This is a genomic window from Gynuella sp., assembly GCF_050297175.1.
Taxonomy (GTDB): Bacteria; Pseudomonadota; Gammaproteobacteria; order Pseudomonadales; family Natronospirillaceae; genus Gynuella.
Genome location: NZ_JBNKSF010000038.1, coordinates 22193 through 39472 on the forward strand (window position 1 = coordinate 22193; position 17280 = coordinate 39472).

The 17280-nt window shown below is 44.7% G+C and carries 17 protein-coding genes; 11 read left to right on the forward strand and 6 right to left on the reverse strand.

All coding sequences use genetic code 11. From position 1 onward, the window contains the following. Positions 1-23 precede the first annotated feature (23 nt). Positions 24-500, reverse strand: coding sequence for an SsrA-binding protein SmpB (gene smpB / locus ACQY6I_RS15830; protein ID WP_428242469.1), 477 nt, complete (start codon positions 498-500; stop codon positions 24-26). Positions 501-561: 61 nt separating this feature from the next. Between smpB and ACQY6I_RS15835 the strand changes: the two genes are divergently transcribed. From ACQY6I_RS15835 to ACQY6I_RS15845, 3 genes are read left to right on the forward strand one after another with little or no spacing between them, the layout of a single operon-like run. Then, on the forward strand, positions 562-1992 hold the full coding sequence (locus tag ACQY6I_RS15835) for a sodium-dependent transporter (protein ID WP_428242470.1): 1431 nt from the start codon (positions 562-564) through the stop codon (positions 1990-1992). Continuing rightward, positions 1992-2426, forward strand: a complete 435-nt coding sequence (locus ACQY6I_RS15840) for a type II toxin-antitoxin system RatA family toxin (RefSeq protein ID WP_428242471.1) — start codon at positions 1992-1994, stop codon at positions 2424-2426. The genes ACQY6I_RS15835 and ACQY6I_RS15840 overlap by 1 nt, the downstream gene beginning before the upstream one ends. Next, positions 2419-2721 (forward strand): RnfH family protein, encoded by a 303-nt coding sequence (locus ACQY6I_RS15845; RefSeq protein ID WP_428242472.1) that lies wholly within the window; start codon positions 2419-2421, stop codon positions 2719-2721. The genes ACQY6I_RS15840 and ACQY6I_RS15845 overlap by 8 nt, the downstream gene beginning before the upstream one ends. A 23-nt stretch (positions 2722-2744) precedes the next feature. Here the strand turns inward: ACQY6I_RS15845 and ACQY6I_RS15850 are convergent, their stop codons facing one another. Next, the gene (locus ACQY6I_RS15850; protein ID WP_428242473.1) at positions 2745-3071 is read right to left on the reverse strand and encodes an outer membrane protein assembly factor BamE; all 327 of its coding nucleotides are present in this window, start codon (positions 3069-3071) and stop codon (positions 2745-2747) included. Positions 3072-3146: 75 nt separating this feature from the next. On the opposite strand from ACQY6I_RS15850, the gene fur reads away from it, so the two are divergent. Together fur and ACQY6I_RS15860 are read left to right on the forward strand one after the other, a co-directional pair. Further along, positions 3147-3557 (forward strand): ferric iron uptake transcriptional regulator, encoded by a 411-nt coding sequence (fur, locus tag ACQY6I_RS15855; RefSeq protein ID WP_428242474.1) that lies wholly within the window; start codon positions 3147-3149, stop codon positions 3555-3557. Between the two features lie 127 nt (positions 3558-3684). Next, the gene (locus tag ACQY6I_RS15860) at positions 3685-4173 is read left to right on the forward strand and encodes a TlpA family protein disulfide reductase (protein WP_428242475.1); all 489 of its coding nucleotides are present in this window, start codon (positions 3685-3687) and stop codon (positions 4171-4173) included. A gap of 4 nt (positions 4174-4177) precedes the next feature. Here ACQY6I_RS15860 and ACQY6I_RS15865 read toward each other — a convergent pair whose 3' ends face one another. Together ACQY6I_RS15865 and recN are read right to left on the reverse strand one after the other, a co-directional pair. Continuing rightward, positions 4178-5545 carry an MATE family efflux transporter gene (locus tag ACQY6I_RS15865; protein WP_428242476.1) on the reverse strand — a complete coding sequence of 456 codons (1368 nt, stop codon included), beginning with the start codon at positions 5543-5545 and terminating at the stop codon, positions 4178-4180. Between the two features lie 166 nt (positions 5546-5711). Beyond that, positions 5712-7394: a DNA repair protein RecN gene (gene recN / locus ACQY6I_RS15870; RefSeq protein ID WP_428242477.1), complete on the reverse strand. Its 1683-nt coding sequence runs from the start codon at positions 7392-7394 to the stop codon at positions 5712-5714. Positions 7395-7530: 136 nt separating this feature from the next. Between recN and grpE the strand changes: the two genes are divergently transcribed. From grpE to ACQY6I_RS15890, 4 genes are all read left to right on the forward strand, one after another. Continuing rightward, positions 7531-8133: a nucleotide exchange factor GrpE gene (gene grpE / locus ACQY6I_RS15875; RefSeq protein WP_428242478.1), complete on the forward strand. Its 603-nt coding sequence runs from the start codon at positions 7531-7533 to the stop codon at positions 8131-8133. Positions 8134-8216: 83 nt separating this feature from the next. After that, positions 8217-10142, forward strand: a complete 1926-nt coding sequence (gene dnaK, locus ACQY6I_RS15880; RefSeq protein ID WP_428242479.1) for a molecular chaperone DnaK — start codon at positions 8217-8219, stop codon at positions 10140-10142. Between the two features lie 63 nt (positions 10143-10205). Then, positions 10206-11327 (forward strand): molecular chaperone DnaJ, encoded by a 1122-nt coding sequence (gene dnaJ / locus ACQY6I_RS15885; protein ID WP_428242480.1) that lies wholly within the window; start codon positions 10206-10208, stop codon positions 11325-11327. A 684-nt stretch (positions 11328-12011) separates the two neighbouring features. Beyond that, entirely contained in the window at positions 12012-13211 is a 1200-nt protein-coding gene (locus ACQY6I_RS15890) for a hypothetical protein (protein WP_428242481.1), read from the forward strand. A gap of 49 nt (positions 13212-13260) precedes the next feature. Here ACQY6I_RS15890 and ACQY6I_RS15895 read toward each other — a convergent pair whose 3' ends face one another. Both ACQY6I_RS15895 and rpsT read right to left on the reverse strand, forming a co-directional pair. Beyond that, entirely contained in the window at positions 13261-14166 is a 906-nt protein-coding gene (locus tag ACQY6I_RS15895; RefSeq protein ID WP_428242482.1) for a LysR family transcriptional regulator, read from the reverse strand. Positions 14167-14297: 131 nt separating this feature from the next. Further along, complete coding sequence (rpsT, locus tag ACQY6I_RS15900) at positions 14298-14567, reverse strand: 30S ribosomal protein S20 (RefSeq protein ID WP_428242483.1); 270 nt, start codon at positions 14565-14567, stop codon at positions 14298-14300. Positions 14568-14720: 153 nt separating this feature from the next. Between rpsT and murJ the strand changes: the two genes are divergently transcribed. Then, entirely contained in the window at positions 14721-16286 is a 1566-nt protein-coding gene (gene murJ / locus ACQY6I_RS15905) for a murein biosynthesis integral membrane protein MurJ (protein ID WP_428242484.1), read from the forward strand. 55 nt (positions 16287-16341) lie between these two features. After that, positions 16342-17280 (forward strand): bifunctional riboflavin kinase/FAD synthetase, encoded by a 939-nt coding sequence (gene ribF, locus ACQY6I_RS15910; protein WP_428242485.1) that lies wholly within the window; start codon positions 16342-16344, stop codon positions 17278-17280.

The window sequence follows — 17280 nt, forward strand, 5'->3', positions numbered from 1 at the left end:
GAAGGGGGCGTAGTTATAGTGGTTTATACGTGATGTTTCAAGACTCTTTCTTTTTGTCTGTTCCATTCACGCTCTTTTATGGTTTCCCGTTTGTCATGAAGTTTTTTGCCTTTAACCAGAGCAATCTCGCATTTCACATACTGTTTGCTCCAGTGTAGATCCAGTGCGACGATGGTGTAGCCACTTTGTTCTGAGGCTGCCTTATACTTGTCTATCTGCTTGCGATGCATCAGTATTTTGCGATCACGTACCGGATTTGCCACAACGTGTGTGGAGGCTGTGCTGAGAGGGCTGATGTGAGCACCCACTAACCATGCTTCATCGTGATTAAATATGACATAGGAATCCCGCAGTTGCGCTTTTCCTGCCCGGAGGCTTTTCAGCTCCCATCCAGACAGGGCAAGGCCTGCTTCTATTTTGTCTTCAATGTGATAGTCGTGGCGGGCTTTTTTGTTTTGTGCAATCAGCCGCCCGGTATTATGAGATTTTGTCTTTGCCATAGGTGAAGTATAAGGGCTAACTTTCTGTTATTCATAGCTTTTTCTAAATCAGGAGCTTTTTTTGGTTTTTGGACACTACCAGTATGAACGTTTCAGCTACCGATGGGTCATGTTGCTGGCGATTTCAGGTTCGGCTATAGGCTTCAGTAATCTGCTTAATTTTCCGATTCTGGTCGGAAGTGAGGGGGGCGGCGCATTTCTGGTTCTTTATCTAGGCTGCAAGTTTTTAGTGGCTATCCCCGTCGTGATGGCAGAAATGGCATTGGCGAGGCGGTCTCGTCAGAGTCCTGTGTATGGGATGGAAGCTATGGTGCTGGAGAGTCATGGGCATCGTATTTGGGCGCTGGTGGGACATTTTTCGGTGTTGGCGGGTATTTTAACGGCGGCGGTTTATTTGGTTGTATCATCCTGGGCTGCGGCTTATTTCTGGCATTGGCTGGATTTGTCGGATATTCGTCAACCTGATCATTTTTTAAGGTATTTCTTTCACCTAATGAGTGATGCTGATGGGTTGATTCATATTCAGGCGATCATTATCGCGTTTCTGATTATTGTCACCGCTCTGGGGCTAAAGGCGGGTTATCAGCCTGTGGTCGTGCTAATGGTACCTGCGTTGTTGCTTGCGGTGGTTTTCATGGGCGGTAGTGTTGTAAACAGTGCGGATTTGGGATACGCCGCAAAGAAGATTTTTGCCTGGCGTACTTCGGATATCAGCTGGCAGTCGGTGTTGCTAGCTATCCGGCAGTCGTTCTATACCTTGGGTATCGGTGTTGGGGCCATATGGGCATGTGGTTCTTTTATGGATAAGGGGCAGTCGATCGGATGGGCAGGTATTACTGTGGCGTTGTCAGATCTCATTGTCAGCATTGCAGTGGCATTTTTTGTTTGGGGTCATATTGGTCAGGCTCTGGAGGAAGGTAATGAAGTGGTCCTGCTGTTTCAGTGGTTGCCCAGTCATCTGAGTTATTTCTGGGGGCTAATCTTTTGGGGGTTTATGCTGCTGTCAGGTATAACCTCTGCATTGTTTCTGTTGGAACCAGGGACTCGTATGATGGTTGAACGTTTTCATCTGAACAGGACTATCGCTGCGAGCATTGTGGGGATGCTGGTTTTGTTACTGGCCTGGATGGGGCAGCTTTCATTTGGTCGCCTCGCTGGTTGGTTTTGGTATGGTATGACAATTTATGAAAGCCTGGTGTTTATCTCTTCGACATTACTGGTTCCGTTAGTGGGGTTTATGATGGCTTTATTTGTCGGTTGGGTAATGTTGCCAGGAGAGCTGATTGAAGAGATTCGACCATCGCACCCCATACGGTATGCCCTCTGGCGTCAGGCTCTTCGCTTTGTTTCCATCGTGGCTATCCTGCTGCTATTCTTCGCTTCCCTTGAACAGTACCTGTTATTAAAACCAGATATGATTCTGTTGCTGGTGTTGTGTGTTGGGGTTCTGTTGGTTGGCATTCGCAAGATTTATTTGGAGTTTAGGCGTTAATGGCCGTAGTGATTGATCGTTCCGCATTGGTCAGGTATTCACCATTGCAGATGTATACCTTGGTCAATGATGTGGCCAGATACCCTGAGTTTTTGGATGGGGTCGCCAGTACCCAGGTGTTTGAACAGTCTGAATCGCACATGCTGGCTGAACTGGTGTTGTCCAAGTTAGGGGTTAGAGTGGTTTTGGTAACCCGCAACACGCTGGTGACTGCAGAGGTTATAACGTTGCAGCTTGAAAAAGGGCCTTTTAAAAACCTGGTTGGAGAGTGGCATTTTAGACCGTTGGGTGAGAGCGGATGCAAAGTCAGTCTTCATTTGGTATTTGAACCTGAAAACAAGTTGTTAGGGAAGGCTGTCGGTACTGTGATGTCGCAGATCGGAGGGCAGTTGGTAAGTAGTTTTTGTCAAAGAGCGGATCAGATCTATGGCTGAAGAGTTTTCGATTGAGGTTGTGTACGGAACTTCGCAAAAACAAAAAATTATTACGGTTCAGGTCGATGATGAAACCACGGTATTTGACGCAGCGGTAAAAAGCGGGATTGACAGGGAATTTCCGGAAATTGAATTTGAAAGCCAGGCTATGGGGATATTTGGTAAACGAGTAGCAAAGCCGAAGGTTCAGCGGGTACAGAAAGGCCAGCGTATTGAGCTATACCGGCCGCTACTGATAGATCCAAAACAGGCCCGTGCTAATCGGGCTGCCAAAAAGGCCCGTGATGAAGAATAAATTCAGGTTCGGGCATTCTTGTATTACAGGTCATCTTCGCTGAACTCAGATTCTCCATTGATCGTGCTGAGCAGTCCATTCTTGAAGGTTAGTGTGATGGTTTGTTCCGTTGTAGCCTGACCGCCCACGGTGTTCCGATAGTAATACAGCCATTCATCGGGAGTTATGTCTGTATTCAGGACTGGAGTACCCATAATAAATTTCACCTGTTCGGGCGTCATGCCTGGCTCCAGTTGGGCAAGCATTTCTTTGGATACTAGGTTTCCTTGTGGTACTTCAACGTGGTAAGGGGCGAGAATGCAGCCGGTTAATAAACAGACTGTGAGTAAGGTTATAAAGAAAATTCGCATTCGCTAAATCTTTGACTCAAAAATTGAAGGGTCCATAATACCGTCATCATATGGGAACTAGAAGAGTATAAAGTCATGACACAGGACAAGCCTAAAGAATTACGTAAACTTGGTTTAAAGGTTACCGTGCCCAGGCTGAAGATTCTGCAGATGCTTGAAGAATCTGAAAACCGCCATATGAGCGCCGAAGATGTGTATAAGTCGTTTCTTGAGTCTGGAGAAGATGTGGGGCTGGCGACTGTGTACCGGGTTTTGACCCAATTTGAGAGTGCAGGGCTGGTAACCAAGCATAATTTTGATGGCGGGCATTCTGTATTTGAGTTGGCCGATGGTGATCATCATGACCATATGGTTTGTATTGATTCTGGTGAAGTGATTGAGTTCGTTGATGAAGAAATCGAGGCTTTACAGAAACGGATTGCAGATAAATACGGTTATGACCTGATTGATCATAATCTGGTGTTATACGTCAAACCCAGAGGTTGATTAGTATCAAAACATTATTTTTTAGTACTTCGTGAATACCCTCTCAAATTCTATCAAATGCATTATATGAGAAAAAAAACAATGTGTTAGGCTTGTGTATATGTATTGGAATTTGGGATTTAAATTAATGAAAAAGTTAGCTATTGCGTTCTTTTTGTTGCTGTCGGCTTCTTGGTCTCTGGCTTTGTCTGAAGGGGATAGTGCGCCGTTGTTTAAGGCAAAATCTTTGACCGGTGGTAATGTTGTTGAGTTACGAAGCTTTCGCGGTAAGGTGGTTTATCTGGATTTTTGGGCTTCCTGGTGTGGGCCGTGTCGAAAATCACTCCCAGAGCTCAATAAGCTGAGAGCCGAATTGGCTGGTCGTGATTTTGAGGTTGTCGCAGTGAATTTGGACGAAAATGCTGAGGATGGTCTCGGGTTTCTGAAGCAATTCCCTGTGGATTACCCGATTGCAGCGGATAGTTCAGGAAAACTACCAGAGGCTTATGGTGTAGAGGCGATGCCAACTTCCTATATTATTGATCAGCAGGGAGTGGTTAGAATGGTTCACGCTGGTTATCGTGATGGCGACATTGCAGAAATCAAAGCTAAGGTCTTACAGCTTCTTAAAAAATAATTTTCTATATATCGTGAATGTTCCTTGAGTTATTCAGGGAATATTCTTCCTGTTGTCCTAACACGATTTTTTTCCATATTTTTTTCAAAAACATTCTTAGTAGCCATGCACTGCGCACAAGATAAGTCAGACAAAAACTACACCAAACTGCCTCAGGGGTATGTGGAATAAAATGACTGATTAAGAAGAAACAGCAGAATCCTGCGATAACACTGTTTCTCATATCTCCAGATAGCCTTGCCCCGATAAATACCCCATCCAGCCAAAAAGCCAGAAAAGCCAGCAGTGGCAGTATTTGTACCCATATAAAGTTGTGACTGATTAAATTCCGTAAATCAGTTTGATTGGTCATCAGGTGAATAATAATGTCTTTGAGTACAATAAATATCAGGCTCAGGAGAATTGAAAAAACAAATGCCAGTATGCCGGTTGTAACAAGCACTTCTTTAAGTTTTTGTTGATCCCTGGCTCCCAGTGCCAATCCTGTCTGAGCTTCAGCTGCTGAGGCTGTAGCATCCTGTGTGTTGGATACCAATGTAAATAAAGATAGCAATACTGCGTTCACAGCAAGTGTTTGATCATTGATTTGAGCTGAAAGTTTATTGAGCCAGGTCACGCTGAATAACAGCAAGAATGAGCGGATAAGCAAGTTAAAGCTGGTCGCCAGCATGGATCTGTAGTAGCCGATATTCAGTAACAATTGCCACCTTATTGTCCCTCCCAGGCGTTTGTAGAGTTTTAACAAGGCTATAAAAATAAAGACAACTCCAATGTATTCACTAATGACGGTGCCTAATGCAATCCCATCTGTTGACATGTTAAAGCGAAATACCAGTACAACATTGAGCACCAGGTTGATTACCTGAGAAACGGAAACGGTATAGAGGCCAATGCGAGTATTTTGCATGCCAGTGAAAAAACCAATCAGCATGGAGTTAAAAATCATGGCTGGAATGCCCCAAGCTCGAATTTGCAGGTATATGCGGGCTTGTTGTTCGACCTCAGGGCTGGAGTTCATGAATTGCAGGCCTATTTCAATCAAAGGTCTGTGCAGCAATAACAACAGAGATATGAGAATACTGGCAATTATGGCGTATTGAGTCAGATGGGTTTTGATCTCACTTGAGTTGTGGGCGCCGTAGGCGCTTGAAGTGACACCGGAGAGACCCATAGCCAGAAAATTAAAACCCCAGAAAACGAAAGCAATCAAGCTGGAACCCAGAGCTACGCCTGCCAGGAATATCGGGTTATCCAGGTGACCCAATACCGAAGCATCAACCAGGCCCAGTAAAGGGAAGGACAGGTTGGCTAAAGCCACAGGCCATGCCAGATGAAATGTTTGCTTCCAGGGTAGAGATTTCAGTCTGTTCAACAGTTTTTCCACATAAATTATTGATTTCGAAGGGATTGCTTATGGCAGTGATGCAGATCGTGGTTGTGGAAGTCAGAACGGGAGATCCAGTTATCGCCAAAACCAAAAGTGTATAGCGTGTTTTTTGAAATACGGCAATTGTGATGGGTATTTCAGTAGAATATTGTTAGTGCATTTTTTGCCCATTTACCAACATTTCCTGAGCATGCGCAATGGTTTGCGGGGTCAGTTCCACTCCTCCCAATAGTCTTGCCACTTCATCTACGCGACAGTTTTCTGTTACATAATTGAGTTTAACTTCGGTGTTGCCTGAACGGGTAATGGCTTTACTAACCTGTATGTGATGATGCCCCAGACTAGCGACCTGCGGCTGATGAGTAACACAGAGTACCTGACCTTTCTCGCCCAGGTGACGCAACATCCTGCCTACGATTTCAGAAGTGGCACCGCTGATTCCAACGTCAACTTCATCAAAGATCAGTGTTGGTATCTGGCTTTTTTGGGCACAAACGACCTGTATTGCAAGGCTTATACGTGAGAGTTCGCCCCCGGATGCTATTTTTTGAATAGGACCAAAAGACAGCCCAGCGTTGGTTTGTATAAGAAATTCAATTTCTTCGTTGCCAAAGATGGCAAAGCGTTTGTCTGCCAGGGGAGTCAGTTGTACTTTCAACTGAGCTCCTTTCATGGATAGCAATTGGAGCTGTTGAGTAACTTCTTTTGCCAGTCTGGTACTCGCTTTGGTACGTTTTTCAGTAAGCTGACTGCTCAGCTGCTGATGAGCATCCTGGAGTTCTTCGAGTTCTTTGTTCCATTGTTCCAGATTGAATTCATCATCTTTCAAGGACTCGGACTCCTTTACTAATGCCCGAAATGTCTCCAATAGCTGGTCAGGATGGATCTGGTGTTTTCTGGCCAGGTCGTAAATGGTGGCCAGACGTTGATCCACATCAGCCAGACGACGTTGGTCAACTTCGAAGTTATCAAGAAAGTTGCTTAGTTCTTTCAGGCCATCATCAATCATGATTTGTGCTGATGAAAAAGTTTCTAAGATATCTCTGAGTTGTTCTGATTTTAACGTCTGTAATTGTTGATTCAGAGATCGTAATGCATCCAGAATTCCTGGGGTGGATTCATTTCCCTCGCAGCTGGAAATGACCTGGCTCAGTGTCTTGACCGTGTTTTCACCATTGGCCAGCAGTGTTTGTTCTTGCTCAAGTGCCTGCAATTCGTTGTCCTTAAGGTCTAATGCCTCCAACTCATCGAGTTGATATTGCAATAGTTGCAGGCGAGCGGACTTTTCGTCTTGCGCTTTCTGAGTTTGTTGGACCTTTTGGTGGAGTTTTCGCCATTCCTGATAAGCATCAGCCACTTTTTTTGCTAGCTTTTCGTGGCCACCGAATTCATCCAACAGACGGCGCTGGACATCAGTATTCAGAAGCGAATGGTGTTCATGCTGGTTATGGAGATCAATAACCAGGTCTCCCAGCTCTTTTAATTGTTGGGCTGGTACCGGTTTTCCGTTAATAAATGCTCTGGAGCGGCCCTCAGAAGTGATAACTCTTCTCAACACACATTCTGCTTCGCCATTTTCAAGCGCCTGGGTGATTAGCCATGCTTTTGCAGATGGAATGTGCTCTAACATGAAGGTTGCTGATATATCCGCTTTTTCTGCTCCTGGACGGACAACACCACTCTCGGCCCGGTTGCCCAGCGCATAACCAAGGGCGTCGAGCATGATGGATTTGCCGGCTCCGGTTTCACCGGTAACAGCTGTCATTCCTTTATGAAGTTCAATATTCAGTTCGGAAACAATCGTAAAGTTGCTGATGTGAAGATGGGTAAGCACAGTTTCACCTGTTTGAATATATATACTGTCTATAAATACAGTATAGAACAATGAAGTGCAACTGTTGAAATTGACTTCAATGACCCGATATAAGTGCGCCATTAACTGGTTATATTAACTTCGGAGAATACTAGAGATGACAACAGAAAATCAGACTGTTGATCAGGGGGCGGGAGAAGGCCAATCTGAAGAGCTGCTTCAGCAGGAATCACAACCTGAGCAGCAGGGAGCTGCTGATGAAACTGTCGATGGGACGGAAGGTGGCGGTGAGGCTGCCGAAGAAATCGCAGCCCTGAAAGAACAACTGTTACGGGTTCATGCGGATATGCAGAATCTTCGTCGACGTATGGAAAAAGATGTTGAGGCGGCCCATAAGTTCGGTCAGGAGAAACTGATTAAGGAGCTGTTGCCGGTTATGGATAATCTGGAACGGGCACTGGAGGCTGCGCCGCAGGAAGAGCGTGATTCAAACCCTGTTCTCGAAGGGGTTAATATGACACTGGGATTGTTTACCAGTGCTCTTAATAAGTCTGATGTGCAAGCTATCAACCCTGAAGGGGAGCCTTTTGACCCGCAGTTACATCAGGCAATGTCTATGGTTGATAACCCTGAAGTTGAACCCAATACCGTAATTGCCGTTATGCAAAAAGGGTATACATTGTCAGGTCGTCTGGTGCGTCCGGCAATGGTAATGGTCAGTAAAGGTGGTGGTCAAAAAACAATCGATGAGCAGGCTTGAAAGCCTTACAAAAAGCCCAATTATTCTGGCAAGCAATGAGAATTCGGGTAAAACCCCATCTAGAATTTAGGAGATAGTGAAATATGGCAAAGATTATTGGTATTGACCTGGGAACCACCAATTCCTGTGTCTCTATTATGGACGGAGACAAAGTAAAAGTTGTTGAGAACTCTGAAGGTGATCGTACAACTCCCTCGATTGTGGCATTTACCGACGATGGAGAGGTATTGGTTGGTCAACCTGCTAAACGGCAAGCGGTTACCAATCCGACCAACACACTTTTTGCGGTTAAGCGTCTGATTGGTCGTCGTTTTGAGGACGATGTTGTGCAAAAAGACATCAACATGGTTCCTTATAAGATTGTCAAAGCAGACAATGGCGATGCATGGGTGGAAGCAAAAGGCGACAAAAAAGCGCCTCCCCAGGTATCTGCTGAAGTTTTGAAAAAAATGAAAAAGACTGCCGAAGACTTTTTGGGCGAAAAAATCACAGAAGCAGTGATTACTGTTCCCGCATACTTTAACGACAGTCAGCGTCAGGCAACTAAAGATGCTGGTAAAATTGCCGGCTTGGATGTAAAACGGATTATCAACGAGCCAACCGCAGCAGCGCTGGCTTATGGTATGGATAAAGGCAAAGGTGACCGGACCATCGCAGTATATGACCTTGGTGGTGGTACCTTTGATATTTCCATTATTGAAATTGCTGACGTTGATGGCGAAACCCAATTCGAGGTTCTTTCGACCAATGGCGATACCTTTTTAGGTGGTGAGGATTTCGACCTTCGTTTGATTAATTATCTGGCAGAAGAATTCAAGAAAGACTCTGGTATTGACTTGAAAGGTGATCCTTTGGCGATGCAAAGGCTTAAAGAAGCCGCAGAGAAGGCCAAGGTTGAGTTGTCTTCCAGTCAGCAGACAGATGTGAATTTGCCATATATTACCGCTGATGCAAGTGGGCCGAAGCATTTGAATGTTAAGGTAACCCGGGCAAAACTAGAAAGTCTGGTTGAAGACTTGGTTAACCGTTCTTTAGAGCCTGTCAAAATTGCTTTAAAAGATGCCGATCAGGAAATTTCTGATATTGACGAAATTATTCTGGTTGGTGGTCAAACTCGTATGCCTCTGGTACAGAGCAAGGTTAAAGACTTCTTCGGTAAAGAAGCCCGTAAAGATGTAAATCCTGATGAAGCTGTGGCCATTGGTGCTGCTATTCAGGGGGCTGTACTGGCTGGTGATGTCAAAGATGTTCTATTGTTGGATGTGACGCCTTTGACTCTGGGCATTGAGACAATGGGCGGTGTATCTACTCCGTTGATTGAGAAAAATACAACTATTCCGACTAAGAAAACACAAGTGTTTTCAACCGCAGATGACAATCAGACCGCAGTGACTATTCATGTGTTACAGGGTGAACGTAAAATGTCCTCCCAGAACAAGTCGCTTGGCAGATTTGATTTATCTGATATTCCACCTGCGCCTCGTGGTGTACCGCAAATTGAAGTTGCATTTGATATTGACGCCAACGGTATTTTGCATGTGTCGGCCAAGGATAAGGGGACTGGAAAAGAACAGTCCATCGTTATTAAAGCATCTTCGGGTTTGAGTGATGATGAAATCGATAAGATGGTAAAAGATGCAGAAGCTCATGCTGACGAAGACCGCAAATTTGAAGAGCTTGTGCAGGTTAGAAATACAGGGGATGGTCTTGTTCACGCAACTCGGAAAACGTTGGAGGAAGCGGGAGACAAAATCGACTCTGAGGAGAAAGCCGCTATAGAAAAAGCCATTGAAGAGCTGGAAGCTGCTTTGAAGACCGATGATAAGGATGATATTGAAGCGAAAACCAAAGCATTGTCCGATGCTTCAGCGAATATGGCACAGAAGCTGTATGCTGAGCAGTCAGCTAAAGATGCTGGTGCGGCAGAACAAGCTCAGGAAGGATCTTCCTCATCTGCAGGTGATGATGCGGTGGATGCTGAGTTTGAAGAGGTTAAGGACGATAAATAAGGTATAAGTGTTTAAGTTGAGGCGGCCTTAGCCGCCTTAATTACGTGGATTGAACCAAAGCATATGTCGAAACGAGACTACTACGAAGTCCTGGGTGTTGCCAAAGGCACCGATCCCAAAGAGATAAAAAAGGCCTACCGTAAGCTGGCTATGAAATTCCACCCGGATCGTAATCCAGGGGACGCTGAAGCAGAGCATAAGTTCAAGGAAATCAGTGAAGCTTATGAGGTGTTGGCGGACGACCAAAAGCGTGCCGCATATGATCAGTTTGGTCATGCCGGTGTGGATGGTCAGGGTGGATTTGGTGGCCAAAGTGGTGGCCATGGTAGCTTTAGCGATATTTTCGGTGATGTTTTCGGGGATATATTTGGTAATGCTGCGGGTGGACGTCGCTCTCATGTTCAAAGGGGAAGTGATCTCCGATACGATCTTGAGCTGTCTCTGGAAGAGGCTGTCAGAGGAATAGACAAGCGCCTCCAGGTGCCAACACTGGTTTCATGTAAATCCTGTGATGGTTCAGGTGCTAAGAAAGGTAGCGGCACTACATCATGTACAACGTGTGGTGGTGTTGGCCAGGTTCGAATGCAGCAGGGATTTTTCTCTGTGCAGCAGACATGTCCAACCTGTAGTGGTTCCGGCAAGGTCATTAAGGATCCATGTCAGGTTTGTCACGGACGTGGTGCTGTGCGTGAAACCAAAACCCTGAATGTAAAAATCCCTGCTGGTGTTGATACCGGTGACCGTATTCGGCTTTCGGGAGAGGGTGAAGCTGGTTTGCATGGTGGACCTGCTGGAGACCTATATGTCCAGGTGCATGTCAAAGAACATTCTATATTTGTTCGTGACGGGGCTAATTTGCACTGTGAGGTACCAATTAGTTTTGCAGATGCGGCTTTAGGTGGTGAGCTTGAAGTTCCGACTTTGGATGGCCGTGTCAAACTCAAAATCCCACCTGAAACTCAAACCGGCAAACTATTTCGTTTGCGTGGTAAGGGGGTAAAACCCATACGCTCTACGGTAATGGGTGACCTGATATGTAAGGTGGTGGTTGAAACGCCGGTTAAGCTGAATGAGTCTCAAAAAGAGTTACTCAGAAAGTTTCAGGAATCGATGGAAGGTAAATCGCATTCTCCCAGAACCAAAACATGGTTTGATGGGGTTAAAAAGTTTTTTGAAGAGATGTAGTGTCGCTTAAAATAAGCATGTTACAAAAAAGAGAGGCTATCAGCCTCTCTTTTTTTGCCTGTTGATTTGACTATGTCAAGGTAAAGTGCCTTCTGTTGACGGCGAATGCTATTGACTTTTATTTGTTCTCTATATACGTTTCAGCTAAAGCTTAAAAATAACAATAAAATCAATGAGATATAAAAAAATCAAAACTTTATAGTCCTTTGGGGTTGTATATTTTTAATAGTGTGTCTTTCTCGGAGACTTTTTTGAGTCTTGTTCATCTTTCGTTTAGCTTGTTTTTTGGTGCTGATATTAGGTGGAAACTCAATACTTAAATACGTAAATTTTCGACTCTAAGTGTCAGAAATAAATAAAAAAAATGTATTTGATGGCTTGACCAAAAATATAGCCTCTGGTTTGATAGGAACTCTTGCCAACTTTAGGTGTCGTTAGCTTGTTAGGAGTTTTGCACAACTGTCATTGAGCTATCTCAAGATAGTTGTAAAGAAGGAATAAGGTTTGGCTTTTATTTTTGCAATGAGTGTGTAATATGGCCGTTGCAAATTTTATAACGATAAAAGAGATAACTAGCGTTTTTGCCTTTCTGTTTTGCTCAAACGAAAGAAGCATTAATGACCGGTTATTCAATATAGTCTGTCCGGTAAAATCCGGGTTGATAATAATAAAGGGGAATCTTGAATGAAAGCGATTAAGATTGCTTCTGGTTTTGCAGTGACAGCTTTGGCTGCTGCAATCACCGGACAAGCTGCTGCTGCCGATACAGAAACATCATATACTTTCTATGGCACTATGAGTGCTGGTGCAGTTTTTGATTTCAAGGGTGATGACACCCGTGATGTCGATACTCTGGAAGATGATGATGGTGATGATGATATTGATGATGGTGACTTCTATGGTCTGATGATGGATCTGGATGTTGTTCATGGTCCTTTCTCTGCCAATATTAGTATTGATGGTATCAAAACAGCCGGTAATCAGACAGCCGAAGTAACTGTTAATGATATTATCGTTACTGATGGTCCTATTTCTTTTGGTCAGGTTGGAGAGGTTACTGTAACCGATGAGTATATCGGTGCTGAAGAAGCAGAAATGGAAGATGGTGACGATTTTGAGCCCGATGTTGGAATTCGTTACTCTGCTAATGGGTTGAGTGTGCAACTTGAAGGTGCTGATGCAGATAGTGCTGGTACAGATGGCCAAGGTAACGAATTCGATGATAATCTGGCGCACGACAAAATCGACTTCGGTTTAGGTGTTAACTACCATTATGAAATGGACACCGTTACTTTAGATGTTGAAGCTCAATATCTGGATAATGGGAATGCTGGTGGTGAGACTGTTTCTTCTACTTTTATTGGGGCGGGAGTAACAGCTGATTTGGGAATGGTAACATTAAAGGCTGCATTGAATAGCGTTGCTGGCGATGGTCAAATTCAAGCTAATTCTGGTCTAAATGAAGACACAGAGTTTGCTGTCCAGGCTGATGTTAACATTACTGATACTATTAGCGCCTATGCGGTTGTTCTTGATAACAGCACTGAAACCGATGATGGTCTTGAGGTAGAAGTCGGAGGTGCGGCTGGCTTTGGTTCAATTACCGTTTCTGGTTACTACTTTAATGATGGTCTTGATGATAGCGGCGACATACTCTATGGTGAAGTTGCTTATGCTCAAGACGCTTATGCAGCATATGCTGAGGTCGAAGTTGATGATCTGGATGCGGAAGATGTTGATTCTCCAGCTATCGGTCTGGGCGTTTCTTACACCAGTGAAGTAGGTGTTGTTTACGCTGCTGACTACGACTATCAGTCCAAGAAAAAAGAGGCTGACGTGTCAACTACTAACAAAATTGAACTGTCTGCTTCTTACTCTTTCTAAGAAGTCTTTCAGTGATAAAAAAGCCAGCAATCGCTGGCTTTTTTTGTGCTTATTCAAGCAAGGACTTGTTGGATAGCCTCTTTATAAACCACTCTAAAGCCTTTCCGTTGTTATCTTTTCTCCAGGCAAGTAGTAGTTTTCCCTGAGATGTTCGATTGTCCGATGTCTGTATTTCAACCAGAGAGCCATTTTCAAGTTCATTCTGAATTCTGAACTTCGGAAGGTAGCCTATTCCTAAACCGGCTACCTGAGCTTTTATTTTTTCTGTCATCCCTGGAACATAAAAATGCCTTTCCTGGTGGCTCAGCCCTGCTGACATGGTCTGAGTTTTTGTGGTGGAGTCGGGAATGACAACAACTGGAAACTTAGATAGCTCCTGGTGTGGAACGGGTTGCGGGTAGGTTGTCAGTGGATGATTTTGAGCTACAGCAAGGATAAATTCCATGTCGCCGACTTCCTTTGTTTCCAGGTGATCGGCGTCCAAGGGTAATCCTATTCGGGGAGCTATCAATAGGTTGGCATGGTTGTTTTGAATGCTTTCCCATGAGCCCGAGAGAGATTCTTCTTTCAGTTTTACTCTGACAAAAGGAGCTACATTCTGAAACTCTTTGATAACAGGAAATAGTTGGGCAATATCTATAGTGGTGTCAAATACAACGGTGAAAACGACTTCCCAGCCATTTGCGACCTGCTTTGCATTGGTTGCCAGGATATCCAGTTGGTCGAGTATTTTTTGTCCTTCCCTGAGCAATAGTTTTGCTGCATCTGTCATCTGGGCTTTATGCCCGGTTCTGTCAAATAGAGCCAAATTCAGGTCCTGTTCGACTTTTTGAATGGTATATGTGAGAGCCGAAGGGACTTTGTTGAGGGTTTCTGCTGCGGCCGCAAAGCTTCCATGTCTATCAATGGCTTTGAGAGCGCGAAGAATGTCCAGAGTGATTGGGTTGTGTGGCATTGATACAAGCTAAATGGTTTAAGGGAAAACCATCATAATAAACCATTGCCAATTTAAAGATAGGTTGTGGTTTGAAAACAGAAAAAGACCGGCATGCCGGTCTTTTGCAAAAATACCCGAAATATGTGCGATTAAGCTGCTTTCAGGGATTTGATATGTGCGTTTAAACGAGCTTTGGTGCGCGATACTTTGTTTGGACTTAACATGCCTTTGCGGGCCATTTTGTCCAAAACAGGTTGTGCAGCAGTAAAAGCCTGTGTAGCCGCATCATAGTCTTTGCCTTCGATTTGGGCTTCTACTTTTTTGACGTAGGTACGCACCATGGATCGCAGGCTGGCATTATGGGCGCGACGCTTAATGGCCTGACGAGCGCGTTTACGAGATCCAGCTGAGTTTGCCACGATCTGGCTCCTTGGGAATATCAGTTAGTTAAAAAGAGGGCGCGATTCTATTGATGCTTTCGGTCCTTGTCAAATAAGATTAAGTTCTTTTAACGTAGAGTGTTTCAGTTACACTTCGCGGCTCATCACGGTATTCATAAACGGAATCACTCATTGGCCAATACTATTAACTCGCCATCAACTCGAAAGGGGCTCTTCCGCTCGACGGTTGCAGTTGGTATGGGAACTCTCAGCTCAAGGGTATTGGGGTTGGTAAGAGATATTGTCATTGGCCATATATTTGGAGCCGGGGGGCAGATTGATGCTTTTCTGATTGCCTTCAAGATTCCTAATTTCCTGCGCCGACTGTTTGCGGAAGGGGCGTTTTCTCAGGCATTTATTCCGGTTTTGGCAGAGGTGAAGAAAGATTCAGGGCTGCCAGGAGTACGTGACCTGATGGCACATATCTCTGCGTGGCTCGGTTTGTGGCTGCTGGTGGTCACTACTCTGCTAATAGTACTGGCGCCTTATGTGGCGATCATTTTTGCGCCAGGTTTTTGGTATCACGGAGATCTTGTTAAGCTTGCACAAACAGCGGACACCATTCGTTTAGTATCGCCTTACCTGTTTTTTATTTCCATGACGGCCTTGTGTGGTGCTGTATTAAATACATATGGCAACTTTGCCATACCTGCCTTCACACCTGTTTTGCTCAATGTTTGTTTGATATCTTTTGCTGTGTTTGGTTCTTCCTGGTTTGAACCACCTATTCAGAGTCTGGCAATTGCCGTCCTGTTTGCCGGCATGGCGCAGCTGTTGTTTCAGCAGCCCTCCCTTTACCGACTTAATGTGCTTGTCAGGCCAAGATTGTCCTTTCAGCATGCGGGGGTTCGTAAAGTTGCCAAGCTTATGATCCCCGCTCTGCTAGGAGTCTCGGTCAGTCAGATAAATTTACTGTTGGATACTGTGCTTGCATCTCTGCTGGTGGATGGCAGTGTTTCCTGGCTTTATTACTCTGACAGGTTGTCGGAGTTACCCTTGGGGGTTATCGGTATTGCTATAGCAACCGTGGTTTTGCCCGTATTGAGTAATACTCATATGGCGCAAGATGGTGAGCAGTTCCGGGCGACATTGGGGTGGGCTATTAAGCTGGTGGTATTTCTTGGGCTGCCAGCATCGGCGGCACTGTTTTATTTATCAGAGCCGTTGATTGCCACGATTTTCTATCATGGTGAAATGGATTTTCATTCTGTTGAAATGTCTTCGTTATCTTTAAGGGCTTATTCGTTAGGCTTGCTTGCCTTCATGTTGATCAAAGTACTGGCTCCTGGTTTTTATTCCAGGCAGGAGATGAAGACTCCGGTAAAAATAGCCGTTTGGTCTATGATTTTGAATATGGTGTTTAATCTAATGTTGGTGTACTGGCTAAAACATGTTGGTCTTGCCCTGGCTACTGCGTTATCAGCATGGTTCAATGCAGCAGCTCTGTACTGGTTCTTGCGACGAGATATGACGTTTTATATAGGTAAAGATATCAGGGTCTTTCTGTTGAAAGTACTATTGGCATGTATGGTAATGATTGGGTCTCTGCACCTGCTGTTGCCTGTGCCACTGTTTTGGGAGAATCAGTCTGTTCTTGCCCGTATTTATGCGCTTTCTGGTCTGGTTTGTGTAGGAATCTGTGTATATTTTGCAGCGGTATGGGCTTTTGGTATCAGATTTCATCATCTGAAACGCTGAAATTGGTGCTGGCTTTTCATATAATCCGCCTTCCCCCGATTCTCTCAGGTAAATAATGGAAATCATACGAGGTCTACATAATTTAAGAGCGCGCCATAAAGGTTGTGTGCTCACAATCGGGAATTTCGATGGAGTGCATCGGGGGCATCAACAGATACTCAGGTCCACTGTTGTGACGGCACGGGATCTCAACGTGAATTCTGTGGTCATGATTTTTGAACCTCAGGCCAAAGAGTTTTTTGACTCCACAGGAGCTCCTGCTCGTCTGACAGGTTTTCGTGACAAAGTGTCCTTGATCAAAAAAACCGGCGTAGACTGTGTGCTTGTGATCAATTTCAATGCCCGTTTCCGTGCTTTGACGGCGAAAGCGTTTGTAGACGATGTTTTAGTTGGGCGACTTGGAATCAAGAGCCTGATCGTGGGAGACGATTTTCGTTTTGGGTGTGATCGCAGTGGTAATTTCGAATTTCTCAAACAAATGAGTATCGAGCACGCGTTCGAAATCAAAGACCACTCCACTTTTTTAAGCAATGATGGCCGGGTTAGTAGTACCCTGGTACGGGACAAGCTGGCTCAGGGGTGCCTGACGGAAGCATCAGAATTGTTGGGCTGGGATTACTCCATGTCTGGGAAAGTGGTTCACGGCGCCAAACTCGGTCGTACGATAGGGGTGCCAACCGCTAACCTTCAGGTGAATGGATATAAATCCGCTCTGGAGGGAGTATTTCAGGTTGATTTGAAGCTGAGAGGATGCACTTATTACGGTGTAGCGAATATTGGCCCCAAACCGACACGGGATATCCATCATCCAAATTTAGAAGTTCACATCTTTGATTTTGATGAAGAAATATATGGCGAGCATCTGACCATTGTGTTCCGTCATTGGCTGAGAGCCGTAAAGAAATTTTCCAACATTGATGAACTGAAAACACAAATTCAAGAAGATATCGCCCAGGCGCGACAACTTATAACCGCAGAAAGAGTAACCAGATAA

Bases quoted from the DNA above. Each gene is read 5' to 3' on its own strand.
- fur (WP_428242474.1), top strand. From the start codon at position 3,147: ATGACACAGGACAAGCCTAAAGAATTACGTAAACTTGGTTTAAAGGTT.
- dnaK (WP_428242479.1), top strand. From the start codon at position 8,217: ATGGCAAAGATTATTGGTATTGACCTGGGAACCACCAATTCCTGTGTC.
- ACQY6I_RS15845 (WP_428242472.1), top strand. From the start codon at position 2,419: ATGGCTGAAGAGTTTTCGATTGAGGTTGTGTACGGAACTTCGCAAAAA.
- ACQY6I_RS15860 (WP_428242475.1), top strand. From the start codon at position 3,685: ATGAAAAAGTTAGCTATTGCGTTCTTTTTGTTGCTGTCGGCTTCTTGG.
- grpE (WP_428242478.1), top strand. From the start codon at position 7,531: ATGACAACAGAAAATCAGACTGTTGATCAGGGGGCGGGAGAAGGCCAA.
- dnaJ (WP_428242480.1), top strand. From the start codon at position 10,206: ATGTCGAAACGAGACTACTACGAAGTCCTGGGTGTTGCCAAAGGCACC.
- ACQY6I_RS15890 (WP_428242481.1), top strand. From the start codon at position 12,012: ATGAAAGCGATTAAGATTGCTTCTGGTTTTGCAGTGACAGCTTTGGCT.
- ribF (WP_428242485.1), top strand. From the start codon at position 16,342: ATGGAAATCATACGAGGTCTACATAATTTAAGAGCGCGCCATAAAGGT.
- ACQY6I_RS15895 (WP_428242482.1), bottom strand. From the start codon at position 14,166: ATGCCACACAACCCAATCACTCTGGACATTCTTCGCGCTCTCAAAGCC.
- smpB (WP_428242469.1), bottom strand. From the start codon at position 500: ATGGCAAAGACAAAATCTCATAATACCGGGCGGCTGATTGCACAAAAC.
- ACQY6I_RS15850 (WP_428242473.1), bottom strand. From the start codon at position 3,071: ATGCGAATTTTCTTTATAACCTTACTCACAGTCTGTTTATTAACCGGC.
- ACQY6I_RS15840 (WP_428242471.1), top strand. From the start codon at position 1,992: ATGGCCGTAGTGATTGATCGTTCCGCATTGGTCAGGTATTCACCATTG.